This is a genomic window from Streptosporangium sp. H16 (genome assembly GCF_051918855.1).
In the GTDB taxonomy this organism is placed as follows: Bacteria; Actinomycetota; Actinomycetes; order Streptosporangiales; family Streptosporangiaceae; genus Streptosporangium.
The window spans coordinates 56,366-82,860 of record NZ_JBPXMD010000030.1 but is presented as its reverse complement, the minus strand read 5'-3'; the positions used below and the strand labels follow the sequence as shown (position 1 = coordinate 82,860).

Genomic DNA, 26,495 nt, shown 5'->3' with positions numbered 1-26,495 from the left:
GGCCACGACCGGACCCGGGCCCGGCGTTCGGCCGGTTCCCGGGCACCACGGGTCGTACGGTGGGTGAAAGGTGTCAGGGCTTTCTCCGGGGGCCGTGGGGTGGTTCCCCGGCCTCCAGGCGTTCGACGTAGCCGGCGATCCTGCGCGCCCGTGTCTCGGGCTTCTTCGCCTTCTGGATGGTGAGCAGGATCTGGTAGCTGTTGCTCTTGCTGAGGGCGGCGAAGGCGGCCGCCGCGGCGGGAGAGGCGTCGAGCGCCGCTCTCAGGTCAGGGGGGACCTCGGCGGTGCTCGGCGGGGCGTAGGCCGCGGCCCAGCGGCCGTCGGACTTGGCCAGCTCGATCTGTTCGAGCCCGGCCGGCCGCATCCGGCCGGCGGCGATGAGCTTCTCGACCTTGGTGCAGTTGATCTTCGACCATGAGCTGCGGGCCCGGCGCGGCGAGAAGCGCTGGGCCCACCAGCCGTCCGGCGCGTTTCCCGAGAAGGCCTTGCCGTCGATCCAGCCGTAGCACAGGGCGACGTCCAGGGCCTGGGACCTGGTGACCGAGGGCACCTCCGTGCCCTTCTTCGGCAGGGCGACCCAGACCTCGTCGGCGGTCCGGTGGTTCGCCTCCAGCCAGGTCGCGAACTCGTCGACCGAGGTGAAGTGCAGGTTGTCGCCCGTCACCGGACACCTCCGGCGTGGATGCCCCCGGCCTCGGCCGCGGTGGGCCGGGCCCGCTGTTCGGCGGCGGCCTTGATGCGCTCCAGGGTCTTGTGGATGCCGTCGCGCAGCTCCTCGGTGTGCCCCTCGTAGCCGCCGAGCGCCAGGTTGGCGAAGGACGCGGTGCGCTTGCGCTGCCCGGCGCTCTGCCCGGAGACGTCCCACCGCTCGGTGAGAAGGGTGCCCCCGCCCTCCTGCTCCAGCCGGTAGCTCCAGCGCACGCCGTTGGTCCTGGTGCGGAACGCGAAGGACTTGCCCGGCTCCGCCCGCTCGACCTCGTTGGTGGTGACCCACACGACCCAGCCACGGCGGTTGACCCCGACGAAGCGCGCCCCGACCCCGCGCCTGCCGCCGATCCAGACGCATCGACGGCATTCGGGACTCCACTGCCCCATCCGCGTCACGTCGCTGACGAGCTCCCACACCACGTGGGGATCGGCGTCGATCCAGACCGACGCCTCTTCCGGCTGGTAGCCGTCGGGGCGCCGGTTCGCGGCGGCCTTGGCCTCGGCCTTGGACGTCGCCAGCGCGAGCCGGGCTCCGTCGCGCCGCGCACGGTCCAGCTCGGCCAGGTAGGGATAGTGGTCCACCTGCATGGTGTGGCGCTTGGAGGCCACGTAGCGCTTGGAAAGCTTCGCCTTGTAGCGGGCGATCTCCCGGTGCATCTGCTCCGGCGAGGGCAGCGCGGCACTGCCGTCCAGCAGGTCGGCCACCCAGTGGGACTGGGCCTCGGACAGCACCGTGGTCGCCCCCAGGGGCTGGAAGAGCCCGACGAAGTACAGGCCGGGGTGGTTGGGGTCGACCACGCGGTGGAACAGGGAGACGTCGTTGTCGGTGGGCGCGATCACGGTCTCGTCCAGGAACGGGAAGCTGACCTTGTAGCCGGTGCTGTAGATGACCGCGTCGATGGCCTCGCTGCTGCCGTCGGTGAAGTGCACCGTGTCACCCTCGAAGCGGGCGATGTTCGGCTTGACGGTGATGTCGCCGTGGCCGAGGCGGGCCAGCAGGGACTCGGAGACGGTCGGGTGGGCGTTGAACAGCTTGTGGCCCGGCTCCGGCAGCCCGTAGTCGGTGACCTTGCCGACCGTCAGGCGCAGCAGGCCCGCCATCACCCACCGCTGTGCCTCCCGCGGCAGCACCCTGGTCAGGAAGGGGCTGATGAGGTCGTCGCTGGGCTTGCCGAACATGAACTTGGGAAAGACGTATCCCCCGCGGCGCATGGCCATGAACGTGCGCTCGGAGACGGTGGAGGTCTCCACCGCGATGTCGGACGCCGAGTTGCCGAGGCCGAGCACGAGCACCCGCTTGCCGACGTACTCGTCGGGGACCTTGTAGTAGTGCGAGTGGGTCTGGGTGCCGGTGAAGGTGTCCGCGCCGGGAAAGGGCGGCTCCGGATAGCGGGGGACCGAGTGGTGTCCGTTGGCCACCACCACCGCCCGGTAGTGACGGCTGGTCTCGACTCCGGTGTCGCGGTGGCGCACGGTCACGTTCCAGCCCCCGCCGTCGGCGGGCTCCACGTGGGTGACCTCCGTACGGAAGGAGATCGCGTCACGAAATCCGAAGTGGTCGACGAAGTCGTCGAAATACCGTGCCATCTGGAAGTGGGTGGGGTAGGCCGGATAGTCGTCGGGCATGGGATAGCTGCGGTATTCCGTCAGATGCCGAGAAGTGTTGATGTGCAGCGACCGGTAGCCCGAGGACAGGCCGTTGTCGTTGAGATAACGCCAGTTTCCACCGACGTGGGAGCCGGCCTCATAACAGTCGAAGGCGATACCGCGCTCGTGCAGAACCTGGCAGGTGGCAATCCCTGACGAGCCTGCTCCGATAATGCAGACGTCCTCCATAATTACTTCCTCCTTGCGATCGGTTTCCCGACGTCGGTGGACGGAAGGTGCAGGGGCGTGCCCCGGGCCTCCCGTTTCCCCTTCGTTCCCTCCGACTACGTTTACCTGCCATCAAGTTATGCCGGTAACACCTTTAGGGACAACGAGCACGCCATAAGGATTACTTATTGAGCCGGGTAATAATTTCTTATTGAATCCGGAGAAGCCCCTGCTCGTCCTGGGCGGCGAATCCGGATCACCACCGGGCTTAATCGATACGAAAGACACCCCTTATTGCGACGTCATTGCCCGCCCGTCGTCACGGTCGTAGCCTCGTGATCGGAACATCATTTCCCGTCACCGCGGCCATGGTTTCGCGAGATCGAAATCATCCCTGTCCGCCCCCCGCACGGCAGAAAGGAAGAAACGATGTCCATCACTTACCCCGAGGCCAGGCTGGACGTGCGTTACAGCGAACCGGGAGTGGAGCCCACCTCGTGGCGGGAGACCCTGGACCTGCTGGAGACGGCCGAGCTGTTCTGGCTGACGACCGTCCGCGCCGACGGCCGACCCCACGTGACACCGGTGGTCGCGGTGTGGCACGACGACGCCATGTACTTCACCACCGCCTCGATCGAGCAGAAGATGCGCAACCTGGAGCACAGCGGGAAGGTCGCGGTGACGACGGGGAACAATCTGTGGACCAAGGGCCTCGACATCGTCGTCGAGGGCACGGCCGCCGAGATCACCGCCCCCGAGGCCCTGCCGGGGATCGTCGGCGCGTTCGACGCGAAGTACGGCGCCCACAACAGCTGGAGCCTGGAGCTCGTCGACGACGTCGCCCAGGTCGCGGGCCACCCCGCGGTCGTGTTCCGCATCGAGCCGGCCAAGGTGCTCGCGTTCGGGAAGGAGCCGCACGCGCAGACCGGCTACCGCTTCGCCGGAGCCTCGTCCCAGCGGTCGGCCTCGTCCTAGCGGTGGGCGCCGTGCGCCGGCGCGTGAGCCGCCCGGCGCCGGTCCCCGTCACCGATCCGGCATCGACGGGCGCAGGACGTCGGCGAGCGCGGTGTCGAAGTCGGTGTGCCGGAACGTGAACCCCGCGTCGCACAGCACCCGGGGAACCACGCGCAGGCTGATGAGCGCCAGCTCGTCGGCCGCCTCGCCGAGCACGGCCCTGACCACCGCCTTCGGCACGGGCAGGAGCACGGGCCGGCGGAGTGCCCGGCCGAGCGCCTTGGTGAACTCGCCGTTGGTCACGGGGTCCGGCGCGCACAGGTTGACCGGCCCCGAGATATCCGGGTTGTCCAGGAGGAACCGGATGGCGGCGATCTCGTCCGGCATGCTGATCCACGCCACGTACTGCCTGCCGTCGCCGAGCCGCCCGCCCATTCCCCATTGGACCGGTGGTCTGAGCAGGCTGAGCAGGCCACCGTCGGGCGACAGCACGAGGCCGGTGCGCAGCAGCACGACCCGGCTGCCCGCGTCACGCGCCACCGCGGTCGCGGCCTCCCAGTCGACGACCATCTCGGCGAGAAAGCCGGAGCCTTCGCCCGATGTCTCGTCGGCGGCGACGTCGCCGGTGTTCCCGTAGAAGCTCAGGCTGGACGCGTTGAGCAGGGTGGGGATGCCGTGCTTGGCGACGGCTTCGGACAGCGTCCTGGCCGGCTCGATGCGGCTGGCACGGATGCGCCGCTTACGCGCCGCGTTCCACCGGCCCTGGAACGACGAGCCGCACAGGTTTATCACGGCGTCGGCCCCGTCGAGCGCTTCCCGCGCGATCGTGCCGGAGGCGGGATCCCATTCGTGCTCGTCCTCCGCCGCCGGTTCGCGCCGGACGAGCCTGCGCACCTCGTGACCCGCCTCGCGGAGCTCGGAGACCACTGTTCTGCCGATAAGACCGGTCGATCCCGCGACGACGATCAGCATGTGATTCACGTTACTTCGCCCGCGTCGTCCCGCGTCAAGCCGACGAAAGGTTTTCCGGGCGGGAAAGATAGGGAATCGCCTGGCCGGCCCGCCACCGGTTCGAGGGCCCGGCATCCGACGATCTCCACCAGCGCGACGGGCGGATAGCCTGATCCGTATGGATGAGCGCGACGGAGTGGAGATCATCGCCTTCGCGGACGCCGAGGCGTTCGAGAGCTGGCTCGCCGAGAACCACACGCGCCACGAGGGCTTGTGGATCAAACTGGCCAAGAAGAAGTCCGGCATCCCGACAGTCACCTCCGACGAACTGGTCGACGTCGGGCTGTGCTACGGCTGGATCTCCGGCCAGCGGCTTCCCCTCGACGAGCAGTACTACCTGCAGAAATACGTGCCGCGCCGGCCCAGGAGCCTGTGGTCGCAGGTGAACGTCGACAAGGTCGCGATGCTGACCGCCGCCGGGCGGATGCGCGAACCCGGGCTGGCCGAGGTGCGCAAGGCACAGGAGGACGGGCGCTGGGCGGTGGCCTACGAGTCGCAGAAGACGGCGACGGTGCCCCCCGACCTCGCGGCGGCGCTCGACGCGAACCCGAAGGCCGAAAAGGCGTTCGAGGCGCTCGACAAGACCGGGCGTTACCTGGTGATGCTGCCGTTGCTCCAGGCGCTCACGCCGGAGAACAGGAAGGCCCGGCTCGACAAAGTCCTAGAAATGCTGTCCAAGAGCGAAAAATCGGGATAAGGGGTCGCGCGGACAGCCGCGGGCTCCCCCGGCAGAACGTCTTCCGCCACCTCCCCTGACAGAACGTCTTCCGTCGCCTCGGCCTGCTGCCGCGGACGCCGTACCCTCCTCGTTACCCTCGAAGGTGATGCCGGCCGCGGTATGAGAGGTGAGATTCGTGACGGAACGCAAGCCACCGGGAGTCAGTTTCGAGACGTGGATCGACCGGCAGATTCGTGAGGCCACCGAACGCGGGGAGTTCGACAACCTGCCGGGCGCGGGCAAGCCCCTCCCCGGCGAGGGGAAGCCGCAGGACGAGATGTGGTGGATCAAGCAGAAGATGCTTGAGGAGAACCTGGCCTTCCCGCTGCCGGGAACGCTCGCGCTGCGCAAGGAGGCCGAGGAGTCCCGGGCGGCGGCGGTGGGAGCGCGCACGGAGGCCGAGGCTCGCAAGATCATCGACGGCATGAACGACAGGATCCGCGAGAGCTACGGAAAACCCCTGTCCGGCCCGCCGCTCTTCCAGCCGCTCATCGACGTGGAGGAGGTCGTCGCCGACTGGCGGGCCCGCCATCCGGCCGAGGAGAAGCCCGCCCCCGCCCCCGAACCGCCACGTGAACGGCGCTCGTTCCTCTCGTTCCTCCGCCCGAACCGGAAAAGGCACGGCTGATCTCTATCGGCCCGGCACGCTTCGAACGCGTGGGGGCCGCCGTCCACCTGGACGCCTCCTTCTCCGCGGTTCGCCCTGTCCCGGTCCGGCATGCGGACCGCGCGATCTTCCGGGTGTCCCTGCCCTACTCGGACTCCCGGCGGGTGTGCGTCGAGTCGCTGTGGTAGTCGGTGTAGGTGTACGGGTTGTCGAGGAGAGTGGTCTGGGGGATGTCGGGGTTCATTCCCTTCCGCCACTCCTCCTCTCCCATCGCGCTCCGCAGGTGCTCGACGGTCTGCTCGACCCTCCTGCGGGCGGCGGCCAGGTCGACGCCGAGCAGGCGGTGCTCGTGCTTGACGACGCGGCCGTTGACCAGGACGGTGTGCACGTCGCCGCGCTGTGCCTGGAACGCGACGTGGCCGTAGGGGTTGAGCAGCGGGAACGACACCGGTGAGCGCTCGTTCTGGATCAGGACGATGTCGGCCTTGCGGCCTGCCTCCAGGGCACCGAGCTCGCCGTCACGGCCGAGGGCGCGGGCGCCGCCGCGGGTGGCCCAGTCGACGACCTGGTCGGCGCGCAGGCCGCAGTGCGTGACGGTGTCGCCCTTGGCGTGGGCCTCCATGTGCTCGCGGGAGCGGTCGGCGCCGAGCGTGGTGCGCATGGCGGAGAAGAGGTCGCCGCTCCACCAGACGCTGGTGTCCATCGACAGCGAGACCGGGATGCCGTGGGCCCGGATGGCCCAGGTGGGCGGGTAGCCCTGGCCCGCGCTCTGCTCGCTCTCGGTGGAGATCGAGATGGAGCCGCCGGTGGCCGCGATGCGGTGGTAGGAGTCCGCGGACAGCGAGGCGGCGTGGACGTACACCGTCTCGGGGTTCATGAAGCCGTGCTCGTGCATGAGCCGGATGCCGTCGTCGCTGGTGGCGCCCCACACTCCGGCGTGGGTGGTGACCGCGACGCCGAGGTCGCGGGCGACCTCGAAGGCGGGCCTCTCGGGAAAGGATGGGTCGCCGGTGACGTCGAAGGCGAGCTGGAAGCCGAGCATGTCGTCCCCGGTGATCCGCCGCCGGACGAAGTCGCGGAACTCCGGGGCGGCGGTCCAGTCCGCGGGCGCCCGCTGGATGTTGCCGTAGGCCAGCACGAACCGGCCGGGCACCGAACGCAGCGCGTCCACGGCGGCGTCGGCGTGGTCGACCGTCTGGAGCCCGTGTGACCAGTCGACGACGGTCGTGACGCCGGCGTCGAGGGCCTCGATGGCGGCCAGCACGTTGCCGGCGTGGATGTCCTCGGGCCGGAAGAGCCTGCCGTGTTCCAGGTAGTACCAGATGAAGTACTGCGTGAGGGTCCAGTCGGCGCCGTAGCCGCGCATGGCGGTCTGCCACATGTGCCGATGGGTGTCGATCATTCCGGGCATCACGATGCCGTCGGTTGCGTCGATCTCGGCGGTGCCGTCCGGCACGGGCAGTCCGGGCCCGACTGCCGCGATCCGGTCGCCGACGACCAGGACGTCGGTGTCGGTGAGCACCCGGCGCCCGTCGTCCATCGGCAGCACCGTGCCTCCGCGCAGCACCACCGGCCGGTCGGCCTCGAACCGAATCCGTTCGCTCATGACCAGAACTCCTCACCGGCTACCAGATCACGTGACCGGACGCATGTCCGCTTTACGGTCACCATGCTTCTCCGTACTGTCACGCCTCGTTTCCGGGCTGTCAATAGATCTTTTTTACCCGGGCTTTCCTTGACGAGTGGCGCATGTTTGCCAGAATCTACGGAGCGGACATATGTCCACTGAGCGGACCATCAAGGGAGTTGGATGTCAGTGAGCGTTGCGTCGCCGGACGGGGCCTCCGGGGGGCCGCTGTCGGGGGTGCTGGTCGCGGACTTCTCCCGGGTGCTGGCCGGGCCGTACGCCACCATGCTGCTGGCCGACCTGGGCGCCCAGGTGGTGAAGGTCGAGAGCCCGGGGGGCGACGAGACACGGTCGTGGACGCCACCGGTTCGCGGCGACGTGTCGACCTACTACCTGGGCGTCAACCGCGGCAAGCGCTCGATCGCGCTGAACCTGCGCGACGAGACCGACGCCGGGCTCGCCCGCGAGCTGGCCCGCAGGGCGGACGTGGTGGTGGAGAACTTCAAGCCCGGCGGCCTGGCCAAGTACGGCCTCGACTACGACAGCGTCCGCGCGACCAACCCCGGCGTGGTCTACGGCTCGATCAGCGGTTTCGGGTCGGGCAAGGGGCGCGACGTGCCGGGGTACGACCTGATGGTGCAGGCCATCTCCGGCCTGATGAGCCTGACCGGGGATCCGGACGGACCGCCCTACCGCGCGGGGATGTCGGCGTTCGACGTGATGGCCGGCAACCACGTCGTGATCGGCATCCTCGCGGCGCTGCGCCACCGGGACGCGACCGGCCAGGGACAGCACGTCGAGGTGAACCTGCTGTCGTCGGCGCTGACCGGGCTGGTCAACCACAGTTCCGCCTACGTGGCCGGCGGGGTGGTGCCCTACCGGATGGGCAACGCGCACCCCAGCGTGTTCCCGTACGAGCCGCTGCCGACCGCCGACAACGACCTGATCGTCACCGCCGCCAACGACGGCCAGTTCCGCAGGTTGTGCGAGGTCCTGGGCATCCCGGAGATCGCCGACGACCCCCGGTTCGCCCGCAACGCCGACCGCACCGAGCGCCGTGACGAGTTGCGTCCGATCCTCGTCGAGCGGCTGGCCGAGCGGGGCGCGGTCGAGTGGTTCGAGCTGCTGGTGGCGGCCGGTGTGCCCAGCGGCCCGATCAACACCATCGACGGCGGGTTCGCGATGGCCGAGCGCTTCGAGCTGGACCCGATCGTGGAGGTGGGGGAGGACGATCGGGCGGTGCCGACGACGCGGCATCCGATCAGGTTCTCGCGGACCCCGGCCGGCTACCGGCTGCCGCCTCCCGAACTGGACGAGCACGGCGCCGAGCTGCGCGAATGGCTCACAGAGGGGACGACCGCGGCGGAACCGGACGAGCACCACGTGGAACCGCGCGGATGGCCCGCGAAGGAGGACGGCCGTGACTGAACCGGACGAGCACCACGTGGAACCGCGCGAACGGCTCACGGAGGAGGACGACCGTGGCTGAGCGGATCGACCGTCCCGAGTACCCGACCGCGCTCGGCGCCTCCAGTCTCAAGAAGATCACTCTGCTCGGCCACGACCTGGCGGCGGACGTCATGGGCGAGGTCGGGTTCGGCGAGCTGGCGTTCTGGCTCGCGACCCAGCGGCGGCCGGAGCGCGGCGAGGTGCGGGTGTTCGAGGCCGTCCTGGCCGCGCTGGCCGACCACGGTTTCACCCCGACCGCGATCGTCACCCGCCTCACCTACCTGTCGGCGCCCGACTCGGTGCAGGGCGCGCTCGCGGCGGGCCTGCTGGGCGGCGGATCGAGGTTCCTGGGCGTCACCGAGGACACCGGCCGCTTCCTGCACGACGTGCTGGCCTCGGTGGACGGCGACCTGCCGGACAGCGACGACGGCTGGGACGCCCTCGCCCTCAAGACCGTCCAGGATCGGCGCGCGGCCGGGAGGTTCGTCCCCGGGCTGGGCCATCACGTCCACAAGGAGGGCGACCCGCGCACCCCCCGGTTGATGGAGATCGCCACCGAGGAGGGGCTGTTCGGGCCGCACCTGTCGCTGTTCGCCGCGATCGGCCGGATGCACCCGCGGGTGCTGGGCCGGACGCTGCCGCTGAACGGCGCCGGGGTGTGCGGCGCCGCGCTGGCCGACCTGGGCCTGCCGCTGGAGCTGCTGCGCGGGTTCGCCCTGCTCGCCAGGACCGCCGGGCTGATCGGGCAGCTCGCCGAGGAGATCCGCAACCCGGTCGGCAACGACATCTTCCTCTCGGTGGACCTCAACAACCGTTCCGTCGGGCCCGTTCCGTACACCCCGGAAGACCGCCCCTAACCTCGCAGACCGTCTGACAAGGAGATCCGATGGCCGAACTGGTCGCGGTGGTCGCGTCCACGCACCACCCGTTCTACTACCGGGCGAGCACCGCGACGGGTGCGGACCGCCCGGAGTTCGCCGACGAGTGGGTGCGCAAGGTCGAGGCGTTCCGCGAGACCCTGACCAGGGCGCGCCCCGACGTGCTGGTGATGGTGGGCTCGGACCACTTCCACCAGCTGTGGCTGGACAACATGCCGCAGTTCCTCATCGGCAAGGCGCCGTTCTACGACGCCAACTTCTACAACGAGGAACGCGAGTTCGGGCTGCCGCGCATGCTGCTCAGGGGGCAGGAGGACCTGTCGGCCTACCTGCTGCGCGAGGGCATGGACGCGGGTTTCGACCTGGCGTTCTCCAACGAGCTGCGGATCGACCACTCGATCACGTGCCCGATCATCACGCTGCGCCCGCAGAACGACCTGCCGATCGTGCCGGTCTACACCAACATCTTCGCCCCGCCGCTGCCGCAGCCCAAGCGCTTCGTGCAGCTCGGGAAGACGATCCGCGAGCTGGTGGAGTCCTGGCCGCAGGACGTGCGGGTCGCCGTCATCGGCACCGGGCACCTGTCACTGGAGCTGGGCGGGCCCCGGCAGTTCGGCCCGCACGGCCCCGACCCGGAGTTCGACCGGCGCGCCGTGGAGTGGATCTCCACCGGCGACCTCGAGGGCTGCCTGTCGGAGGTGACGCTGGACAGCCTGCACGCGCCGGGCAACGCCACCCACGGCTTCATGGACTTCATGCTGATGATGGGCGTCGCGGGCGAGGGCAGGAAGGCCGACTACGTCGACACCTACGACCTGTTCCACACCATGGAGGCCTACTTCACCTGGTACCCGAACGGAGCCGGCCAGTGAGCAAATACCTGCTGAACAAGTTCCTCTACACCGTCGACCGCGACCCCGAACTCGTCGAGCGCTACCGCGAGGACCCCAGGGGCACCGTGGAGTGGTGGGAGAGGGAGCAGGCCAACCGCATCCTCAACTGCGTCGACGGCGAGTCGAGCACCTGGCTGTCCTTCGACGACACCGAACGCGCCGCGCTCGCCGAGCACGACTACACCACGCTGTTCGAGCTCGGGGCGCATCCGTTCCTCACCCTCACCCTCTTCATCGCGATGTTCGAACGCGACCACGACGAGCCGCTCGGCTTCCAGCGCCAGTACGCCGAAAGGCTCGCGCACTTCGCACTGCCCTATCCCGACATCGCCACCTGAGCCCGTGCGCGCGGCGGAGATCCAGGAACTCGGCCGTCCGCCCGTGATCGTCGAGCGGGACGCGCCCGCGTCCGTCCCCGGCGAGACGCTGGTCACGGTCACGGCCGCACCCGTCACCCCGCTGGACCTGCTGTGCGCGAGCGGCACGTCCTACTTCGGCAGGCCGCGGACCCCGTACGTGCCGGGCGTGCAGGGGGTCGGGACCGTCGGGGGCGAGCCGGTGTGGTTCGCGACCTCGGCGGGGATGGCGCCGGGGGACGGGAGCATGGCCGAGGTCGCCCGCGTACCGGCGGGCGACGTGGTGCGGCTTCCCGCCGGAGTCGATCCGGTGACGATCGCCGCGCTGGGGCTGTCGGCCGTCGCCGCGCACCAGGCGCTGACCTGGCGCGGCGAGCTGGTCGCCGGGGAGCAGGTGCTGGTGCTCGGCGCCGGTGGCGTGGTCGGTCAGGCGGCCGTCCGGCTCGCCCGTATCGCCGGTGCCCGCAGGGTGATCGCGGGCGCGCGGTCCGCCGCCGCCCGGGAGCGGGCCGAGCGGGCCGGAGCCGATGCCGTCGTCGCGCTCGACACCGGGGACGTCGCCGAGCTGGCGGCGCGCTTCGCCGCCGTCGCCGACGGGCCGGTCGACCTGGTGCTGGACCCGCTGTTCGGCGTACCGGCCGCGGCCGCCGCGCGCATCCTGCGCCCCGGCGGCAGGCTGGTCAACCTCGGCGGCTCGGCGGGCGAGACCTGCCCGATCGACTCGGCCACCCTGCGCGGCGGGTCGCTGCGCCTGCTCGGCTACACCAACAACGAGCTGAGCCCGGAGCGCCGCGCCGCCTCGCTCGCGTCGATCGCCGAACAGGCCCTGCTCGGCACCCTGTCCGTCACCCACGAGAGCATGCCGCTGCGGGATGCCGGGAAGGCGTGGCGGCGCCAGCACGAGGGCACAGCGACCGGCCGGGTCGTCCTCACTCCCTGAACGGCCCGAACGGCCCGAACGGCCCGAACGGTCCAGGCAGCTCAGGTTGCCCGAACGGCCCGAACGGCTCAGGCGGCCCGGACCGTCCGGTCAGGACGCGGCCGGACGGGTCACGTGGGGCACCGTCTCCAGCCGGGCGAAGTCCGCGCTGATCTCACCGGCGGTCTGGAGCAGCGGCGGAAGATGCTCCTCCAGCAGCCGCTGCAGGGAGGTCTCCGCGGCGTGGCTGTTGACGTTGACCCCGGCGATCACTCGCCCGGACCCGTCACGCAGCGGCGCGGCGACCGAACGGATGCCGGGCGCGAGCTGCTCGTCGGTGAACGCCCAGCCGCGCGCGCGGACCTCGCGCAGCTCGGCGGCCAGCTCCTCGCGGCCGATCCGCCGCGGTTCGATGCCGGAGCGGGACGGCTCGGCCAGCACGCGGTCCACCTCCTCGGGAGACAGCGCGGCCAGGCAGACCTTGCCCAGCGAGGTCGCCTGCGCCGGGAACCGGGTGCCGATCTGCACGGCCAGGCCCACGATCTTGGGCACCGCGACCCTGGCCACGTAGACGATGTCGGAACCGTCGAGCTGGGCGATCGAACACGACTCACCGGTACGGGCGACAAGCTTTTCCAGGTGCGGGCGGGCGACGTCCCACAACCCCATCGAGCGCACGTAGGCCACACCCAGCTCCAGCACCCTGGGGGTCAGCGCGAACCCGCCCTCGCACGAGCGCACGTAGCCCAGCTCCTGGAGGGTGAGCAGGATGCGGCGGGTGGTCGGCCGGGCCAGACCGGTCGCCGTGGCCACCTGGGTCAGCGACATCACCGGCCGGCGCGGCTGGAAGGCGGTGACGACCTCCAGCCCCCGGGCCAGTGCCTCGATGAAATCCGGTCCGACGCCTTCCCTCGGCATTCACCGACTCCTCACAGCAGGGGTGTCACGGGGCGGTCCACTCCTGGGCGGACCGGCATCCGGACAAATCAATCGAGCATGGGGCATATTCACCGCACAGCCTATATGCCCATGTGACACGGCACGATGGAGATGCCGCCATGTCCTGCCGCACCCCCGCCCCGGCAGGCGGGTCGCCGCGGCGACCGCCTTCGCTCGCTGAGCGGACAAGTAGCCATTCTCCGGCGCGATCACCGGCCGCGAGACCGGTCACGGGGTGAGATCTGTCGGTTCTAGCTGATATCGATTGCCCTGCATTGTTTCCACCGATCCATGGAGCTGCGGGATGGCGACAGTCACCTTTCGCGACGAGACGGCAATGGGGAAACCGCTGCACGAGTTCGCTCTTCCCGATCTTCCGGAGAGCATCTCGGCGCGTGAGCTCGTACGGCTGCGTGTCCGCGAGGAGGTCGCCCGGTTCAATGCCGATCCCTCCGCCCGGTTCAACGGCCTGGTCCGTCCCGTGGACGCCGAGGTAGAGCTGAACGGCTACCGGACGGGCGCCGGTGCCGGGCGGCGCGTCGACTGGGAGAGGCAGGCGGACATCGCCGAACGGGCCTTCCAGCGCAACGGTTTCGTGCTGCTGGTCGGGGAGCGGCAAATCGACGACCTGTCCGAGACGATCGACCTGACCGCCGATCCGGTGGTGTCGTTCATCAAGCTCGTCCCGCTGGTCGGCGGCTGACATGATTCCCGAATGTCTCTTAGATCCGCCGTACCGTTTCTGCTGGCCGCTGGTCTCCTCGCCGGCTGCGGGGTGACACCGGAGAGCGGTGCGGAAAGAATCGCCTCGCCGGAACAGGCCACCTCTCGGCGACCGGCGGCCCCGCCGGAACAGGCCCCTTCACCGGCGGAGACGATCCAGGGACGCTGGTGGACCTGGGCGGCTTCGGAAGGCGAGAGCACGAACCCCGTGACGGACCCGACCGGTGAGTTCTGCGGCCGGAACCAGCCGGCGGACGTATGGTTCCTCGCCGGGACCTTCGGCGGTACCTTGCGGCGGACATGCGAGGTTCCCGCAGCCCGGCCGATAGTGTTCCCGCTGGTGAACCGGATCGCCTCCGAAGCGACGTGCCGGGATTTCATGACCGCGGCCAGAGGCGGCGCCACCCTGGACGGCAGGCCGGTCACCCCGGAACGGATGGAGGACGACAACGTCGCCGTGACCGGTGTGGCGGGCAACCCCCTGACAGGCGAGGCGGGAACGACCACCTCCTACGCCTGCGGCATCTGGGTGCGCCTCCAGCCGCTGCGGCCCGGTCGTCACACACTGACCATTCGCGGATCCTCCGGCGACTTCAGCACAGGTGTCGATTACACGCTCGTCGTCGGGGGCGAGAAGCCCCCCGTGATCGGCGCCCTCCGCCGCGCCGACCGGCCGGCGTGAAAGTTTCACCGCCGGTTGACGGATGGGAGGCGACCGCTGACGATCATGTTGCCTCCGGGTCAGGGAGGGGGTGTCGAGTGAACACCACTATCCGTTGCGAGGTACACCGATGCCGAGAACTCCGTTACGGGCAGCGTCCGCGCTTCTGCTGACGCTGGCCGTCCTCACCGTCCCCACGGCGCACGCCGACGAGGTCGCGCCGGTCGCGGTGACCGTCAACGCCCGTGCCGCGCTCGCCGCCGCCCCCGAGACCGGCATCGGCACCAACCACGCGATCTGGGACGCCCGCCTGGGCACCGACGAGACCGCCGACCTGCTCAAGGACGCGGGCATGAAGGTGCTGCGCTACCCCGGCGGCTCGTACTCCGACATCTACCACTGGGCCGACCACACCGCCCCCGGCGGCTACGTCGCTCCCGACACCGACTTCGACACCTTCATGCGCGGCGTGCGGCGCACCGGCGCGCAGCCGATGGTGACCGCCAACTACGGCACCGGTACGGCGGCGGAGGCCGCCGCCTGGGTGCGGCACGCCAACGTCGTCAAGGGCTACGGCGTCAAGTACTGGGAGATCGGCAACGAGAACTACGGCAACGGCCACTACGGTGCCGCCTGGGAGGCCGACGACCACGCCGACAAGAGCCCTGCCGAGTACGCGCGCCATGTCGTGGCCTACTCCGACGCGATGAAGGCCGTCGACCCGACCATCAAGATCGGCGCGGTGCTGACCACGCCCGCCAACTGGCCCGACGGGATAGTCGCCGAGGGCGACGCCGGGACCTGGAACGACGTCGTCCTGTCGACCGCCGGGTCGAAGATCGATTTCGTGATCCTGCACTGGTACCCCGGCGCCTTCGACAGGACCGCGCACGTTCCCGACATCATCCACCTCACCCGCCGGCAGATCGCGGAGCACGTGGGGGCCGGTTCCGAACGGATCGGCATCGCGATGACCGAGTTCAACACCGGGTCGAGCAGCGGCGGCACGACGACCCAGCCCGGCGCGCTGGCCGCCGCCGACGCCTACGCGACGCTGCTGGCCAACGGGGTCTTCACGGTCGACTGGTGGAACGTCCACAACGGCATCGGCAGCGTCACGCAGGTCGAGGGACACACCGACTACGGCGACTTCGGACTGCTGTCGAGCGGGACGTGCACCTCCGACGGCAGCGTCTGCGAACCGTCGGCGAACACGCCCTTCGCGCCGTACTACGCCCTCCAGATGGTGAGCAGGTTCGCCCGCCCGGGCGACCGGTTCATCCGGGCCGCGACCGACCAGGAGAAGGTCGTCGCGCACGCCGCGCGCCGCCCCAACGGCGATCTGGCCGTCCTGCTGATCAACACCTCGTCCGACACGTCCTACCCCGTCACGATCGGCTACTCGGGCTTCAGCCCGGCGTCCGGGGCTCCCACCGTGCTGACCCACACCAACGGCGCCACGAGCATCACCACCTCGACGGCGGGCAGCGCGACCGGCCAGACGCTGCCACCGCTCTCGCTGACCACGATCGTCCTGCGTCCCTCCTCCGCCCAGACCGGCCTGCCCAGCATGCCCGGACAGCCGGCGGCCTCCGCCGTGACGGACAAGACCGCCACCATCTCCTGGCCCGCCGCCTCCGCCGGCGCGCGCCCGGTCGTGAAGTACGAGGTCCACCGCCAGAACGGGGCCGTCAGCGAGCAGCTCGGCGAGACCACCGGAACCTCGTTGACCGTGGACAACCTGAATCCGGGCACGCGCCACACGGTCAACGTGATCGCCCGGGACAGCGGCGGCGGCGTCTCGTCGCCCTCCGCGCCGCTGACGTTCACGACCGGCACGCCCGCCTCCAGCTCGTGCTCGGTACGCCTGACCAAGCAGTCCGACTGGGCCAGCGGCTACGTCGGCGCCATCGACATCACCAACAACGGCGCGCCGATCGACGGCTGGACCCTGAACTTCAGCTGGCCGAGGACGTGGCAGAGCCTGGGCAGCGGCTGGGGCGCCGTCTGGACGCAGAACGGGCGGGACGTCAAGGTCGTCAACGACTCCGGCAACGGCTCGCTGCCCACGGGCGCGTCGGCCACGATCGGCTTCGTCGGCAACTACAGCGGCCCGAACACGCTGCCCGCGGTCTTCACCCTCAACGGGACCGTCTGCACGACCAGGTGACGGTTACGGCCGACGAACCGGGCGACGGCCCACGGACCGTCGCCCGGCGCGCGGGTCCCGGAGGCCGGGGCTCGGGGGAGCCGGACCCCGCGGATCCCTACCCCGGCGGGGTGAGGCGCGGTTCGCCCGCGGTGCGCATACTTGGCTCCATGACCGAGCACGGGCACCTCGCCGACTTCCTCCAGGCACGCCGTGGCCTGCTGCGACCCGAAGACGTCGGGTTGCGGACCTACGGCGAGCGACGCCGGGTGCCCGGGCTGCGGCGGGAGGAGCTCGCGATGCTCGCGGGCATCAGCGCGCCCTATTACACCCGCCTGGAGCAGGGCCAGTCGCGCAACGCCTCGCGCGAGGTGCTCGACGCCATAGCGAACGCCCTGCGCCTGGACGAGCCCGAGCGTGCCCATCTGCACGCCCTGGCCGGCGCGCCGAGACGCGGCCGGCCCGCGAGCCGGCCGCGTCCCGAACGCGTCACCCCGGCGACCAGCGCCTTGCTGGCGGCCTTCGAGAGCACGCCCGCCATCGTGGTCGGCCGCCGCAGCGACGTCCTGGCCTGGAACCGTCAGGGTCACGGCCTGTTCGCCGGCCATCTCGACCCGGACGGCCCCGGCGTCCCGGAGCGACGGCCGAACATGGCCAGGCTGGTGTTCCTGGACGCGCACACCCGCGACCTGTACACCGACTGGCACGCCAAGGCCAGGGCCGTGGTGGGCAACCTGCGCCTCACGGCTGGGCGGCACCCGGACGATCCGCTGCTGGCCGGGCTGATCGGCGAGCTGACCATGCGCAGTCCGGAGTTCGCCTCGATGTGGGCCGATCACCGGGTCCTGGCCTGCGATGTCGCCGACTACGAGATGCGCCACCCCCTGGTCGGGACGCTGACGGTCACCCAGCAGACGCTGCAGAGCCCGCGGGGGAACGGCCCGGCCCTGGTGGTGGCCACGGCCGATCCCGGCTCCCCCTCCGCGACGGCCCTGACCCTGCTCTCCCACGTCACCGCGCCGCGGGAGACGACCCGGCCGCGCCACGGCGCCGGAACCCGCACCACCTGACCCGAGGGGATCGCGACTCCCCCCTCGACACCCCCTGACACCCCCACGACACCCCTCACCCCACGGCGCCGAACCGCGGCTGCCGCATGCCGGAAAACAGTGAAGGAATCATGCCCAAGCGAAGCATCAAGATCACTATGTCGGCCGCCCTGCTGGCCGCCGCCGTTCTGACGCCGACCGCGCCGACCGCGATGGCCGGCGCGACGGCCGCCAGGGGACCGCTGACAGATGTGCGGATCGCCACCCACTTCGACCTGTCCGCGGGCCAGATGCCGGAGAACATCTCCCTGCTGCCCGACGGCACGGCGAACGTCACCTTCGCCGCCGGCCGCCAGGTGGCCCAGGTCACTCCCCAGGGCAGGACGCGCGTCCTGGCGACGCTGCCCGCGCCCACCGACGGCGGAGTCAACACGCCGGTCCTCGGTTTCCCCCTGGCCACCGGTATCGCCCACACCTCGGACGGCACCGTGTACATGCTGTACGCGACGGGCACGGCCGATCTGACGGGGCTGTGGCGGCTGCGCCCGGGGAAGGCCCCGCGGCGCATCGCCGCGCTGCCCGCGAACGGCCTGCCCAACGGGCTGGCACTGGACGGGCACGGCAAACGGCTCTACATCACCGACTCGGTGCTCGGCACCGTGTGGACCGTCCCCGTCACCGGCGGCACACCCGTCGCGTGGTCCACGGCTCCCGAGCTCGCCCCGGCCGGCTTCCTCGGCGCCAACGGCGCGAAAGTACACCGCGGCGCGCTGTGGGTGACCAACCTCGACCGGGGCACCCTCCTGCGCATTCCGATCCGCTCGGGAAACCGCGCGGGAGCACCGCAGGTCAGGGCGTCGGGCATGGTCGGTATCGACGATTTCGCCTTCACCGGACGCGGTGACGAGATCCTCGCCGCCCTCAACGCCCCCAACAAGGTCGTACGCATCCGGTCCGACGGCACCGGCACCACCGTTCTGGACGCCACCGACGGCCTGCAGAACCCCACCTCCGTCGCGCTGCGCGGCGATGACGTGTACGTGCTCAGCGCCGCCTACACCACGGCCACCGACCCCAACCTGCTGCGCGCGCGCCTGCGCGACCACCCGTAGGTGAGGAGCGCCGAGAGCGGCCGGGACCGACGGAGGCCGATGCGCTCGTCCTCGGTGCCGGCCTTCCCGGTCTGATCCTGGATGCGGCGATGATCTGAGGGCGTCGTCGACGCGACCGTCGCGGGTTCAAGCGCCGGGCCGGGACGCGGGATGCAGGGAGCCCACCAGCGCCACGGCCTCGCCGAGGAGTCGTTTCTCTGCCTGGCTCAGCGTCGGGTTGGCGGCCCGGATGGCCAGAGCCCTTTCGAGGTCGATCGCATGGTCGACCTCGCTGAGCAGGGAGACCAGGATCGGGCGGGCCATGGACGCCTCGGCCAGCGGGCCCACCGTTACCTCCGCCAGGATGAGGGCGGACATCCCCCAGTCCAGCGCGGGCGGGCCGTCCTTGGCGTTGGCCCAGTCGATCACGACCGGCCCCTCGGGCGTGAGCATCACGTTCTCCGGATGCAGGTCGAGGTGGAGGACGCGATCCGCCGGGTCGGCCGAGACCCGCGCAGGGAAAGCGTGCAGACGACGCAGCAGCCCCGCCAGGACCGTGCCGGCCTCCTCCAGAGTGATCGCGCCCCGCGTGAGCGCCTCGACCATGGTCGGGCCGGACAACCGCTCCATGATCAGATCCCCGCCCACGGCCGGCCCGACACGCGGCGCCGGATATCCCTGGCCGGAGACGTAGGACATCACGGCCACCTCGGCGGACGCGTCACCGCCGTCCCGGTATCGGCGCAGCACCCACGCGTCGTCGATCGCGAACACATCCGCGGTACGGCCGGAGCCGAGCAGAGGACCGATGCGCATGTGCAAGAGCGTCGCGCACGACCGCCCGTACGGCAACCGCCTCATGGTGACGCGGGCAGATCGCTCCCCCGCCCGCCGCCCGGACGACGCGACGAAGCCGCCCGTCGCCGCCCGTCGCCGCCCGTCGCCGAGCCGGAACCGCCGTTCCGCGAGCCCGGTCTCACCATGACGACTGGTCGGTGACGACGACGACGCCCGTCGGAGGCACGCGGCAGGGTCCGGTTCAGGCGTTGTAGCCGCCGTGGGCGTCCAGCACCGCGCCCGTGACGTACGAGGCGGCGGGGCTCGCCAGGAAGGCGATCGCCTCGGCGATCTCCTCGGGACGGCCCATGCGCTGCAGGGACAGCGAGCTGAGCAGGGCCTTGAGGGTCTCGGGGTCCGGCGGTTCCATCCCGCTCTCCATCAGGCCGGCCTCCACGACGTTGGCCGTGATGCCCCGGTGTCCGAGGTCCCGCGCGACGCCCATGGTGTACCTCTCGATTCCCGACTTGGTCGCCGAGTAGTCGGCGAGGCCCGGCACGCCGACCCGGGAGCCCAGCCCGGAACTCACCGTGATGATGCGGCCGTCCGCGCGCAGCACCCGGGAGGCGGCCCGGATGACGGCGATCACGCCGAGGTAGTTGGTGGCGTGCATCCGGTCCAGCGCGGCGGTGTCGGCCTCCGGGTCGTCCACCCTGCGGCCCACCGAGACCGCCGCGTTGTTGACGAGGATGTCCAGGCCGCCGAAGGACGCGACCACCTCGTCGATCAGCGCCGGAGCCCCGCTCGTGTCCGCCTGGTCGGACTTGATGGCGACGGCCTTCACGCCCTTGCCTCGCACCTCCTCGACGACGGCCCGCGCCCGCTCGTCGGAGCTGACGTAGGTGAACGCGACGTCGGCGCCCTGCTCGGCCAGCAGCCGTACGGTCGCGGCTCCCAGTCCGCGGGAACCCCCGGTGACCAGGGCGACCTTGCCTGTGAGCGGCTTGTTCATTCTTCTCACCTCACTGATCGATCCGTCCGAACAGTCGTAACACTAATGGTTACGATGGAGCGGTCGCAACATTTGTTGTTACGACTGGGCGGCCGTACCATACGGTGTCGCGGCCGAGAGATGAGGGTTCATGAGCGCCAACAGCAAGTTGACCATCGCCGCCCACGCGCTGGCCTGGATCAGCCTCTACCAGCTCCAGGGCCACGAGGTCGCCACGTCCGAGCAGATCGCGAGCAGCGCGAACACCAATCCCGTGGTGATCAGGCGGCTGCTCGGCGAGCTGCGCAGGGCGGGGCTCGTGGAGTCCCGGCGGGGTGTGGGCGCGGGCTGGTCGCTGGCGCGCGACCTGGAGTCGATGACCCTGCTCGACGTGTACGAGGCGGTGGAACCCGGCCCGATGTTCGGGATGCACCGTGCCACCCCGGACCAGGGATGCGTGGTGGGGTACGGCATCCAGCCGGCGATGCGGGGCATCTACGAGGGCATCGAGGAGACCCTGAGACGCGAGCTGGCCCGCGTCACGCTGGAGGACGTCGTCCGGGACGTCCTCGCGGCACCTCGCTAGCTTCGCGCTTCGCAGGTGGTCGATTCGGGGAGTCCCGGTGTGCCGGCGCCCGATCGGGGACGGCCGCGTCGAGTGGCCGCACCGGGTTCGGCGAAGACCCCGGCCCGGCGAGGAGGGCCGGAGCCGTGGTCGATCGCGCGCCGCCGGGGACTCGGCCCCCGGAGCCGCGGATGGGGAGTTCCTACTCCTCCTCGGTGAACACGACCTCGCGGCGCCTGCGGATCGCCGGGAGGACGGCGACGACGAGCGCCGCCACGGCCAGGGTGAGGAGCACCGCGGAGATCGGCCGGGTCAGGAAGACCGACGCGTCCCCACGGGAGATGATGAGCGCCCGCCGCAGGTTCTCCTCGAGCAGGGGGCCGAGGACGAAGCCGAGCAGCAGCGGCGCCGGCTCGCAGCCGCACTTGATCAGGATGTAGCCCAGGACCCCGAAGAACACGATCGCGTAGACGTCGTACGCGTTGAACTCCAGGGAGTACGTGCCGATCGCGGCGAACAGGATGATCATCGGGAACAGCACCTGGTACGGGATGCGCAGCATGCGCACCCACAGGCCGATCAGCGGCAGATTCAGCAGCACGAGCAGCACGTTGCCGATCCACATCGACGCGATCAGCCCCCAGAACAGCGCCGGTTCGTCGACGATGACGTTCGGGCCGGGGGTTATGCCGTGGACGATGAACGCGCCGACCATCAGCGCCATCACCGGGTGGGCGGGCAGCCCCAGGGTGAGCAGCGGGATGAACGACGTCTGCGCGGCGGCGTTGTTCGCCGACTCGGGGCCGGCGACGCCCTCGATCGCGCCGCGCCCGAACTCCTGCCGCCGCTTCGAGATCCGCTTCTCGACGGCGTACGAGGTGAACGAGGCCAGCACGTGGCCACCGCCGGGCAGGACGCCGAGCGCGGCGCCGAGACCGGTACCCCGCAGGATCGGGCCGACGATCCGGCGCCGGTCCTCGCGCGTCGGCCAGAGGTTCCTCACCTTGCCGACGATCGCCGTGCGGGTCTGCTCGTTCTCCAGGTTGCGCAGGATCTCGGCCAGCCCGAACATGCCGACGGCGACCGACACGAAGTCGATGCCGCCGTACAGCTCGCGCTGGCCGAACACGAACCGGGGCGTGCCGGTGTAGAGGTCCTGGCCGACCGTGCCGAACAGGACGCCGAGCGCGATCATCGCCAGTGCCTTGAGCGCCGTGCCGCGCGCCAGCGCGATCGACACGATCAGGCCGAACAGCACCAGCGAGAAGTATTCGGCCGGGCCGAACCGCAGCGCGACGCGGGCCAGCGGCGGGGCCGCGACGGCCAGCACGACGGTGGCCACCGTACCCGCGACGAAGGACCCGATCGCGGCGGCGGCCAGGGCAGGACCGGCCCGGCCCTGGCGGGCCATCTCGTGCCCGTCCAGCGCGGTGACCGCCGCCGACGACTCCCCGGGCAGGTTGATCAGGATGGCGGTCGTCGAGCCGCCGTACTGCGCGCCGTAGTAGATGCCGGCCAGCATGATCAGCGCCGTCACCGGCTCGAAGCTGAAGGTGATCGGCAGCAGCATCGCCACCGTCGCCGTCGGCCCGATGCCGGGCAGCACGCCGACCGCCGTCCCGAGCAGCACTCCCACGAAGCAGTAGAGGACGTTCTGGAGAAGGAGGGCGGTCGAGAAGCCCAGCGCGAGGTTGTCGAGAAGTTCCATGCCTCAATCCGGATGCCGCGTCAGAACCCCAGCCACGGGCCCAGGAGCGGGATCCGCAGCTGAAGTCCGACGACGAAGATGAGCGTGGCGGCCACGGTGAGCCCGGCGGCCACGGCGACGGCCGTGAGCAGCCGTACGCGCGTGCTGGCCAGCGCGGTGAGCAGGGCGGTCACCGCCGACGTCGGCACGAACCCCAGGCCCCGGACGGTGAGCCCGAAGAACAGGACCGCGAGCACGATGAGGGCGACCGCACGCCAGGGGATCGGCCCGAACTCGATCACCTCGCCCGCGACGAGCCCCTTGACGACGATCGCCAGGCCCAGGGCGGCCACGGTCGCGCCGACCAGCAGCGGGAAGGCGCCGGGGCCCATCCGCAGCGGGGTACCCAGCTCGTAGCCGAGCGCCCCCACCACGAACGCGCCACCGATCAGGACGAAGACTCCCCCGGCGAGGATGTCCGGGAGGGACCGGCGGTGCTCCACCTCAGGAGGCCTTGACGCCGGCGTCGGCGATGACCTTCGCCCAGGTGCCGAGCTGCTCTTCGAGCTTGGCCCGGTGCGCCTGCGGGGTCGCGTCCTCGGCCGCGACCGGCGCGGTGCCGAGCTTGGCCATCTGGTCGACGACCCCCTTGTCGGCGAGTGCCACCTTCAGCGCCTCGGACAGCTTCTGGACGACGTCCTGTGGCGTGCCCTTCGGGACATAGAGACCGTGCCACACGCTGACCTGGAGCTGGGGCAGCCCGGCCTCGGTCGTGGTGGGCAGGTCGGGCAGGCTCTTCACCCGCTCCGGCGTGGTGACCGCGTACGCCTTCACCTCGCCCGCGGAGATCTGGCCGCTGGTGTTGGTCGTCTGGTCGCACATGAAGTCGACCTGGCCGCCGACGAGGTCGGTCAGCGCGGGGCCGGTGCCCTCGTACGGGACCTCCTGGAGCTTGACCCCGGCGGCGGACTGGAACAGCAGGCCGCACAGGTGGGACGCGGCGCCGATGCCGGCGTTGGCCAGCGTGACCTTGCCGGCGTTCGCCTTCACGTAGGTCACGAGGTCCTGGAGCGTCGCGGGCGCGAAGTCCTTGCGGGCGACGACCGTCATCGGCACCTCGGTGACGAGCCCGACCATCTCGAAGTTCTCCAGCGGCTTGTAGCCCAGGTCCTTGTACAGGGCGGGCGCCGTCGACATGCCGATGTGGTGCATGAGCACGGTGTAGCCGTCCGGATCGGCCCGCGCGACCTCGCCCGCGCCGACCGTGCCGCCCGCGCCCTCGGCGTTCTGGACGACGACCTTGGCGCCGAGCTTGGCGGCCATCGGCTCGGCGATCATGCGGGTGACGGTGTCCGTGGGGCCGCCCGCGCTGAACGGCACGACGAACGTGATGTTCTTGTCCGGGTAGCCCCCGGCGCCGCTCGCGCCCGCGCCGGGGGCGCCCCCGTTTCCGGAACAGGCCGCGACGAGCGAGACGACGCCGATCGTGGCGACCATCCGCGCGACGGCCCGGTATCTGCTGGTCGTTCTCATATCGCGGCCTCCTCCTCGGCGCACGCGCGTTTGTCGGTAAGTGCGCGGCCTCAGTCTCGGCTGGCGGGGACGCGGATGGTGTCAGAGAAATCCCAAGAATGTGCCGGATGCCAGAGAAATTCCAAGAAGCGGAGGGCTGACCAAGTACCGATCCGGGCCGTACAATCCGCCGGTATGCGGATCACCATCATCGAGGATGACGACCGCGTGGCGCGGGCTCTGGTGACCGTCCTGGCCCAGGCGGGCTTCGAGGTCCACCGCGTCGCCACCGCCGCGGAGGCCGTGCGCGCCGCCCCGTCCGATGTGGTCCTCGTCGACCTGGGTCTGCCCGACGGCGACGGACTCGACGTGATCCGCAAGCTGCGTGACCGCCCGGAGACCGCCGTCATCGCCGTGACGGCGCGATCGGAGGAGCACGAGCGGGTCCGTGGCCTGCGCGCCGGCGCGGACGACTACATCGTGAAGCCGTTCGGCATCCCGGAGTTGCTGGCCCGGATCGACGCCGTCCTGCGGCGCACCCGGGTGGCTCGTGCCCTGAGCCACCCGGACGAGCCGCTCGTCCTCGGCCCGATGCGGATCGGCGTCGGCACCCGCGAGGTCACCGTCGACGGCACGCTCGTGACGCTGACCCGCAAGGAGTTCGAGCTGCTCCTGCTGCTGGCCCGGCGGGCACCGAACGTGGTGAGCCGCGACGTCATCCTCGACCAGATCTGGGGAGCGACCTGGGAGTCCTCGAGCCGCACCCTGGACACCCACATCGCGGCGTTGCGGCACAAGCTCGGGCCTGTCGTGCTGATCCGCACGATCCACGGAGTCGGCTATCGGCTCCTGGCCGACCAGCCGGAGCTGATCGGCTGACGCGCCGTGCACCGTCGCCTGCTCGCCGTCCTGGTGCCTCTCGCGGTGCTGCTCGTCGCGGCGCTCGGGGTGCCGCTCAGCGTCACCGTGGCCGAGCGGGAGATGCAGGAGACCTACGTCGACCGGCTCAACGACGTCGGCCGGTTCGCGTCGCTGGCCGAGACCGCGCTGTCGACCGGGCGGACCGAGGCGCTCCACCAGGAGCTGACGCACTACCACAGGCTGTACGGCATCCCGGTCGCGGTGATCGACATGTCGGGCACGGTGCTGCTCGGACCGGCCGGCGCGTACCGGGAGGCGGCGCGGGCCGAGCCGGCGTTGCCCCGGATCGTGACCGCGGCGCTGGCCGGGGCGAGGTCCGAACCGTCCTGGGAATGGGCGCCGTGGGACGACTCCGCGCTCGTGGTCGCGGAGCCGGTGGGCCGCGACAGCGAGGTCGTCGGCACCGTCGTGACGATCTCCGACCTGTCGAGGACGCGCCATCGCATCCTCGTGCGATGGGCCCAGCTCGCCGGGCTCGGGCTGCTGCCGTTGGTCGCGCTGGTGGCCGTCGCCTGGCCGGTGTCGGCGTGGGTGCTGCGGCCGGTGCGGGAGCTGGACGCGGCGAGCTCCCGGATCTCGCGGGGCGACCTCACCATCCGGGCGGACGCCGAGGCCGGCCCGGTCGAGCTGCGGCGGCTCGCGGAGTCGTTCAACACCATGATGGACGCGGTCGAGAACGCCGTGCAGCGGCAGCGGGCGTTCGTGTCCGACGCGTCGCACCAGTTGCGCAACCCGCTGACCAGCCTCCGGCTCGCCGTGGAGAGCCTGGAACCGCACCTGCGCGCGTCCGGCGACGGGCGGCAGGTCTACGACGTCGCCGTCGACGAGCTGAAGGCGATGCAGCGGATGCTGAACTCGCTGCAGGCCAGTGCGCGGATGGAGAGCATACGGACGGCGTCGCCGGTGGATCTCGACGCGGTGCTGGCGACCCGGGTGGACCGGTGGCAGGCGTTGACGGCGACGGCGGGGCAGACACTGGCGGTCGACGTGCCGCCGGGGCTGCGGTTGCTGGAGCCGCCGGGCGGGCTGGGCAGCGTCCTGGACGAGCTGATCAGCAACGCGTTACGGCTGTCGGACGCGCGGGTGGTGGAGGTGACCGCCCGGGTCGCCCCCGGTCGCACGAGCACCGCCCCGGTCGCCCCCGGTGGCGCGGGCGCCGGACCCGGCGACGCCTCCGCGGCAGGAGAGGTGGTCACAATCGCCGTCCGCGACGACGGCCAGGGAATCGACGCGTCCGAGCGAGCCCAGGCGCTACAGCGGTTCTGGCGGTCGCCGCGGCACCAGAACGTGCCCGGCACCGGCCTGGGGCTGGCGATCTGCGCCGACCTGGTCGGGGCGGCCGGGGGCGAGCTGCGGCTGGAGGAGGGCCTGCCGCGCCCGGACGGGTCCGGGCGCGGATTCGCCGCGGTGGTCGCGTTGCCGGTCGTTCCACGGGTGGCGTCGCCGGCCGGCGACCCGGCTCCGTCACAGGTCTGAGAACCTGTGCCCGTCGCGT

General features: G+C 70.8%; 26 protein-coding genes. 16 read left to right on the top strand and 10 right to left on the bottom strand.

The window, feature by feature from the left end:
• Nucleotides 1-73: 73 nt before the first annotated feature.
• Nucleotides 74-664, bottom strand: coding sequence for a YdeI/OmpD-associated family protein (locus tag ACTOQ2_RS34880; protein ID WP_440105089.1), 591 nt, complete (start codon nucleotides 662-664; stop codon nucleotides 74-76).
• Nucleotides 661-2,544: an NAD(P)-binding domain-containing protein gene (locus ACTOQ2_RS34875; protein WP_440105088.1), complete on the bottom strand. Its 1,884-nt coding sequence runs from the start codon at nucleotides 2,542-2,544 to the stop codon at nucleotides 661-663. Before ACTOQ2_RS34875 ends, ACTOQ2_RS34880 begins: the two co-directional genes overlap by 4 nt.
• Nucleotides 2,545-2,952: 408 nt before the next feature.
• Between ACTOQ2_RS34875 and ACTOQ2_RS34870 the strand changes: the two genes are divergently transcribed.
• Nucleotides 2,953-3,498, top strand: coding sequence for a pyridoxamine 5'-phosphate oxidase family protein (locus ACTOQ2_RS34870; RefSeq protein WP_440105087.1), 546 nt, complete (start codon nucleotides 2,953-2,955; stop codon nucleotides 3,496-3,498).
• Nucleotides 3,499-3,546: 48 nt separating this feature from the next.
• On the opposite strand, the gene ACTOQ2_RS34865 is transcribed toward ACTOQ2_RS34870, so the two are convergent.
• Nucleotides 3,547-4,449 (bottom strand): TIGR01777 family oxidoreductase, encoded by a 903-nt coding sequence (locus tag ACTOQ2_RS34865; protein ID WP_440105086.1) that lies wholly within the window; start codon nucleotides 4,447-4,449, stop codon nucleotides 3,547-3,549.
• 157 nt (nucleotides 4,450-4,606) lie between these two features.
• On the opposite strand from ACTOQ2_RS34865, the gene ACTOQ2_RS34860 reads away from it, so the two are divergent.
• Both ACTOQ2_RS34860 and ACTOQ2_RS34855 read left to right on the top strand, forming a co-directional pair.
• A complete protein-coding gene (locus ACTOQ2_RS34860) occupies nucleotides 4,607-5,185 on the top strand; it encodes a YdeI/OmpD-associated family protein (RefSeq protein ID WP_440069396.1) in 579 nt (192 codons plus the stop codon).
• A 157-nt stretch (nucleotides 5,186-5,342) separates the two neighbouring features.
• On the top strand, nucleotides 5,343-5,834 hold the full coding sequence (locus ACTOQ2_RS34855) for a DUF1992 domain-containing protein (protein ID WP_440105085.1): 492 nt from the start codon (nucleotides 5,343-5,345) through the stop codon (nucleotides 5,832-5,834).
• Between the two features lie 124 nt (nucleotides 5,835-5,958).
• Here ACTOQ2_RS34855 and ACTOQ2_RS34850 read toward each other — a convergent pair whose 3' ends face one another.
• Nucleotides 5,959-7,419: an amidohydrolase family protein gene (locus ACTOQ2_RS34850; protein ID WP_440105084.1), complete on the bottom strand. Its 1,461-nt coding sequence runs from the start codon at nucleotides 7,417-7,419 to the stop codon at nucleotides 5,959-5,961.
• Nucleotides 7,420-7,623: 204 nt separating this feature from the next.
• Here ACTOQ2_RS34850 and ACTOQ2_RS34845 point away from each other — a divergent pair, with 204 nt between their 5' ends.
• From ACTOQ2_RS34845 to ACTOQ2_RS34825, 5 genes are read left to right on the top strand one after another with little or no spacing between them, the layout of a single operon-like run.
• Nucleotides 7,624-8,868, top strand: a complete 1,245-nt coding sequence (locus ACTOQ2_RS34845) for a CaiB/BaiF CoA transferase family protein (RefSeq protein ID WP_440105083.1) — start codon at nucleotides 7,624-7,626, stop codon at nucleotides 8,866-8,868.
• A 53-nt stretch (nucleotides 8,869-8,921) separates the two neighbouring features.
• The gene (locus tag ACTOQ2_RS34840) at nucleotides 8,922-9,746 is read left to right on the top strand and encodes a citryl-CoA lyase (RefSeq protein WP_440105082.1); all 825 of its coding nucleotides are present in this window, start codon (nucleotides 8,922-8,924) and stop codon (nucleotides 9,744-9,746) included.
• Nucleotides 9,747-9,775: 29 nt separating this feature from the next.
• On the top strand, nucleotides 9,776-10,639 hold the full coding sequence (locus ACTOQ2_RS34835) for an extradiol ring-cleavage dioxygenase (RefSeq protein ID WP_440105081.1): 864 nt from the start codon (nucleotides 9,776-9,778) through the stop codon (nucleotides 10,637-10,639).
• A complete protein-coding gene (locus ACTOQ2_RS34830; RefSeq protein WP_440105080.1) occupies nucleotides 10,636-10,998 on the top strand; it encodes a hypothetical protein in 363 nt (120 codons plus the stop codon). The genes ACTOQ2_RS34835 and ACTOQ2_RS34830 overlap by 4 nt, the downstream gene beginning before the upstream one ends.
• A gap of 4 nt (nucleotides 10,999-11,002) precedes the next feature.
• Nucleotides 11,003-11,956: a quinone oxidoreductase family protein gene (locus tag ACTOQ2_RS34825; RefSeq protein WP_440105079.1), complete on the top strand. Its 954-nt coding sequence runs from the start codon at nucleotides 11,003-11,005 to the stop codon at nucleotides 11,954-11,956.
• 90 nt (nucleotides 11,957-12,046) lie between these two features.
• On the opposite strand, the gene ACTOQ2_RS34820 is transcribed toward ACTOQ2_RS34825, so the two are convergent.
• Nucleotides 12,047-12,853 (bottom strand): IclR family transcriptional regulator domain-containing protein, encoded by an 807-nt coding sequence (locus tag ACTOQ2_RS34820; RefSeq protein ID WP_440105078.1) that lies wholly within the window; start codon nucleotides 12,851-12,853, stop codon nucleotides 12,047-12,049.
• 325 nt (nucleotides 12,854-13,178) lie between these two features.
• Between ACTOQ2_RS34820 and ACTOQ2_RS34815 the strand changes: the two genes are divergently transcribed.
• The 5 genes from ACTOQ2_RS34815 to ACTOQ2_RS34795 all read left to right on the top strand — a co-directional run bounded on the left by ACTOQ2_RS34815 (nucleotide 13,179) and on the right by ACTOQ2_RS34795 (nucleotide 18,568).
• On the top strand, nucleotides 13,179-13,577 hold the full coding sequence (locus tag ACTOQ2_RS34815; RefSeq protein WP_440105077.1) for a hypothetical protein: 399 nt from the start codon (nucleotides 13,179-13,181) through the stop codon (nucleotides 13,575-13,577).
• 399 nt (nucleotides 13,578-13,976) lie between these two features.
• Nucleotides 13,977-14,279, top strand: a complete 303-nt coding sequence (locus ACTOQ2_RS34810; RefSeq protein ID WP_440105076.1) for a hypothetical protein — start codon at nucleotides 13,977-13,979, stop codon at nucleotides 14,277-14,279.
• A 109-nt stretch (nucleotides 14,280-14,388) separates the two neighbouring features.
• Nucleotides 14,389-16,428 (top strand): cellulose binding domain-containing protein, encoded by a 2,040-nt coding sequence (locus ACTOQ2_RS34805; RefSeq protein WP_440105075.1) that lies wholly within the window; start codon nucleotides 14,389-14,391, stop codon nucleotides 16,426-16,428.
• Nucleotides 16,429-16,577: 149 nt separating this feature from the next.
• The gene (locus ACTOQ2_RS34800; protein WP_440105074.1) at nucleotides 16,578-17,477 is read left to right on the top strand and encodes a helix-turn-helix domain-containing protein; all 900 of its coding nucleotides are present in this window, start codon (nucleotides 16,578-16,580) and stop codon (nucleotides 17,475-17,477) included.
• A gap of 110 nt (nucleotides 17,478-17,587) precedes the next feature.
• Nucleotides 17,588-18,568, top strand: a complete 981-nt coding sequence (locus tag ACTOQ2_RS34795) for a hypothetical protein (RefSeq protein ID WP_440105073.1) — start codon at nucleotides 17,588-17,590, stop codon at nucleotides 18,566-18,568.
• Nucleotides 18,569-18,694: 126 nt separating this feature from the next.
• Here the strand turns inward: ACTOQ2_RS34795 and ACTOQ2_RS34790 are convergent, their stop codons facing one another.
• Both ACTOQ2_RS34790 and ACTOQ2_RS34785 read right to left on the bottom strand, forming a co-directional pair.
• Nucleotides 18,695-19,363, bottom strand: a complete 669-nt coding sequence (locus ACTOQ2_RS34790) for a phosphotransferase (protein WP_440105072.1) — start codon at nucleotides 19,361-19,363, stop codon at nucleotides 18,695-18,697.
• A 223-nt stretch (nucleotides 19,364-19,586) separates the two neighbouring features.
• On the bottom strand, nucleotides 19,587-20,336 hold the full coding sequence (locus tag ACTOQ2_RS34785) for an SDR family NAD(P)-dependent oxidoreductase (protein WP_440105071.1): 750 nt from the start codon (nucleotides 20,334-20,336) through the stop codon (nucleotides 19,587-19,589).
• Between the two features lie 130 nt (nucleotides 20,337-20,466).
• On the opposite strand from ACTOQ2_RS34785, the gene ACTOQ2_RS34780 reads away from it, so the two are divergent.
• Nucleotides 20,467-20,901 carry an Rrf2 family transcriptional regulator gene (locus ACTOQ2_RS34780; RefSeq protein WP_440105070.1) on the top strand — a complete coding sequence of 145 codons (435 nt, stop codon included), beginning with the start codon at nucleotides 20,467-20,469 and terminating at the stop codon, nucleotides 20,899-20,901.
• Nucleotides 20,902-21,082: 181 nt separating this feature from the next.
• Here the strand turns inward: ACTOQ2_RS34780 and ACTOQ2_RS34775 are convergent, their stop codons facing one another.
• Genes ACTOQ2_RS34775 through ACTOQ2_RS34765 form a run of 3 tightly spaced genes read right to left on the bottom strand, consistent with a single transcriptional unit; the run spans nucleotide 21,083 to nucleotide 24,100 of the window.
• On the bottom strand, nucleotides 21,083-22,588 hold the full coding sequence (locus ACTOQ2_RS34775; RefSeq protein WP_440105068.1) for a tripartite tricarboxylate transporter permease: 1,506 nt from the start codon (nucleotides 22,586-22,588) through the stop codon (nucleotides 21,083-21,085).
• A gap of 20 nt (nucleotides 22,589-22,608) precedes the next feature.
• Nucleotides 22,609-23,070 (bottom strand): tripartite tricarboxylate transporter TctB family protein, encoded by a 462-nt coding sequence (locus ACTOQ2_RS34770; protein WP_440105067.1) that lies wholly within the window; start codon nucleotides 23,068-23,070, stop codon nucleotides 22,609-22,611.
• Between the two features lies 1 nt (nucleotide 23,071).
• Nucleotides 23,072-24,100 (bottom strand): tripartite tricarboxylate transporter substrate-binding protein, encoded by a 1,029-nt coding sequence (locus tag ACTOQ2_RS34765; protein WP_440105066.1) that lies wholly within the window; start codon nucleotides 24,098-24,100, stop codon nucleotides 23,072-23,074.
• Nucleotides 24,101-24,274: 174 nt separating this feature from the next.
• Between ACTOQ2_RS34765 and ACTOQ2_RS34760 the strand changes: the two genes are divergently transcribed.
• Together ACTOQ2_RS34760 and ACTOQ2_RS34755 are read left to right on the top strand one after the other, a co-directional pair.
• Entirely contained in the window at nucleotides 24,275-24,958 is a 684-nt protein-coding gene (locus ACTOQ2_RS34760) for a response regulator transcription factor (protein WP_440069432.1), read from the top strand.
• Nucleotides 24,959-24,964: 6 nt separating this feature from the next.
• Complete coding sequence (locus tag ACTOQ2_RS34755; RefSeq protein ID WP_440105065.1) at nucleotides 24,965-26,476, top strand: ATP-binding protein; 1,512 nt, start codon at nucleotides 24,965-24,967, stop codon at nucleotides 26,474-26,476.
• Nucleotides 26,477-26,495 lie beyond the last annotated feature (19 nt).

What these genes read in the sequence shown, in the direction of transcription:
- ACTOQ2_RS34875 (WP_440105088.1), bottom strand. Translation starts at nt 2,544, where the DNA reads ATGGAGGACGTCTGCATTATCGGAGCAGGCTCGTCAGGGATTGCCACC.
- ACTOQ2_RS34870 (WP_440105087.1), top strand. Translation starts at nt 2,953, where the DNA reads ATGTCCATCACTTACCCCGAGGCCAGGCTGGACGTGCGTTACAGCGAA.
- ACTOQ2_RS34865 (WP_440105086.1), bottom strand. Translation starts at nt 4,449, where the DNA reads ATGCTGATCGTCGTCGCGGGATCGACCGGTCTTATCGGCAGAACAGTG.
- ACTOQ2_RS34860 (WP_440069396.1), top strand. Translation starts at nt 4,607, where the DNA reads ATGGATGAGCGCGACGGAGTGGAGATCATCGCCTTCGCGGACGCCGAG.
- ACTOQ2_RS34850 (WP_440105084.1), bottom strand. Translation starts at nt 7,419, where the DNA reads ATGAGCGAACGGATTCGGTTCGAGGCCGACCGGCCGGTGGTGCTGCGC.
- ACTOQ2_RS34845 (WP_440105083.1), top strand. Translation starts at nt 7,624, where the DNA reads ATGTCAGTGAGCGTTGCGTCGCCGGACGGGGCCTCCGGGGGGCCGCTG.
- ACTOQ2_RS34835 (WP_440105081.1), top strand. Translation starts at nt 9,776, where the DNA reads ATGGCCGAACTGGTCGCGGTGGTCGCGTCCACGCACCACCCGTTCTAC.
- ACTOQ2_RS34820 (WP_440105078.1), bottom strand. Translation starts at nt 12,853, where the DNA reads ATGCCGAGGGAAGGCGTCGGACCGGATTTCATCGAGGCACTGGCCCGG.
- ACTOQ2_RS34815 (WP_440105077.1), top strand. Translation starts at nt 13,179, where the DNA reads ATGGCGACAGTCACCTTTCGCGACGAGACGGCAATGGGGAAACCGCTG.
- ACTOQ2_RS34810 (WP_440105076.1), top strand. Translation starts at nt 13,977, where the DNA reads ATGACCGCGGCCAGAGGCGGCGCCACCCTGGACGGCAGGCCGGTCACC.
- ACTOQ2_RS34805 (WP_440105075.1), top strand. Translation starts at nt 14,389, where the DNA reads ATGCCGAGAACTCCGTTACGGGCAGCGTCCGCGCTTCTGCTGACGCTG.
- ACTOQ2_RS34800 (WP_440105074.1), top strand. Translation starts at nt 16,578, where the DNA reads ATGACCGAGCACGGGCACCTCGCCGACTTCCTCCAGGCACGCCGTGGC.
- ACTOQ2_RS34795 (WP_440105073.1), top strand. Translation starts at nt 17,588, where the DNA reads ATGCCCAAGCGAAGCATCAAGATCACTATGTCGGCCGCCCTGCTGGCC.
- ACTOQ2_RS34790 (WP_440105072.1), bottom strand. Translation starts at nt 19,363, where the DNA reads ATGCGCATCGGTCCTCTGCTCGGCTCCGGCCGTACCGCGGATGTGTTC.
- ACTOQ2_RS34785 (WP_440105071.1), bottom strand. Translation starts at nt 20,336, where the DNA reads ATGAACAAGCCGCTCACAGGCAAGGTCGCCCTGGTCACCGGGGGTTCC.
- ACTOQ2_RS34780 (WP_440105070.1), top strand. Translation starts at nt 20,467, where the DNA reads ATGAGCGCCAACAGCAAGTTGACCATCGCCGCCCACGCGCTGGCCTGG.
- ACTOQ2_RS34775 (WP_440105068.1), bottom strand. Translation starts at nt 22,588, where the DNA reads ATGGAACTTCTCGACAACCTCGCGCTGGGCTTCTCGACCGCCCTCCTT.
- ACTOQ2_RS34765 (WP_440105066.1), bottom strand. Translation starts at nt 24,100, where the DNA reads ATGAGAACGACCAGCAGATACCGGGCCGTCGCGCGGATGGTCGCCACG.
- ACTOQ2_RS34760 (WP_440069432.1), top strand. Translation starts at nt 24,275, where the DNA reads ATGCGGATCACCATCATCGAGGATGACGACCGCGTGGCGCGGGCTCTG.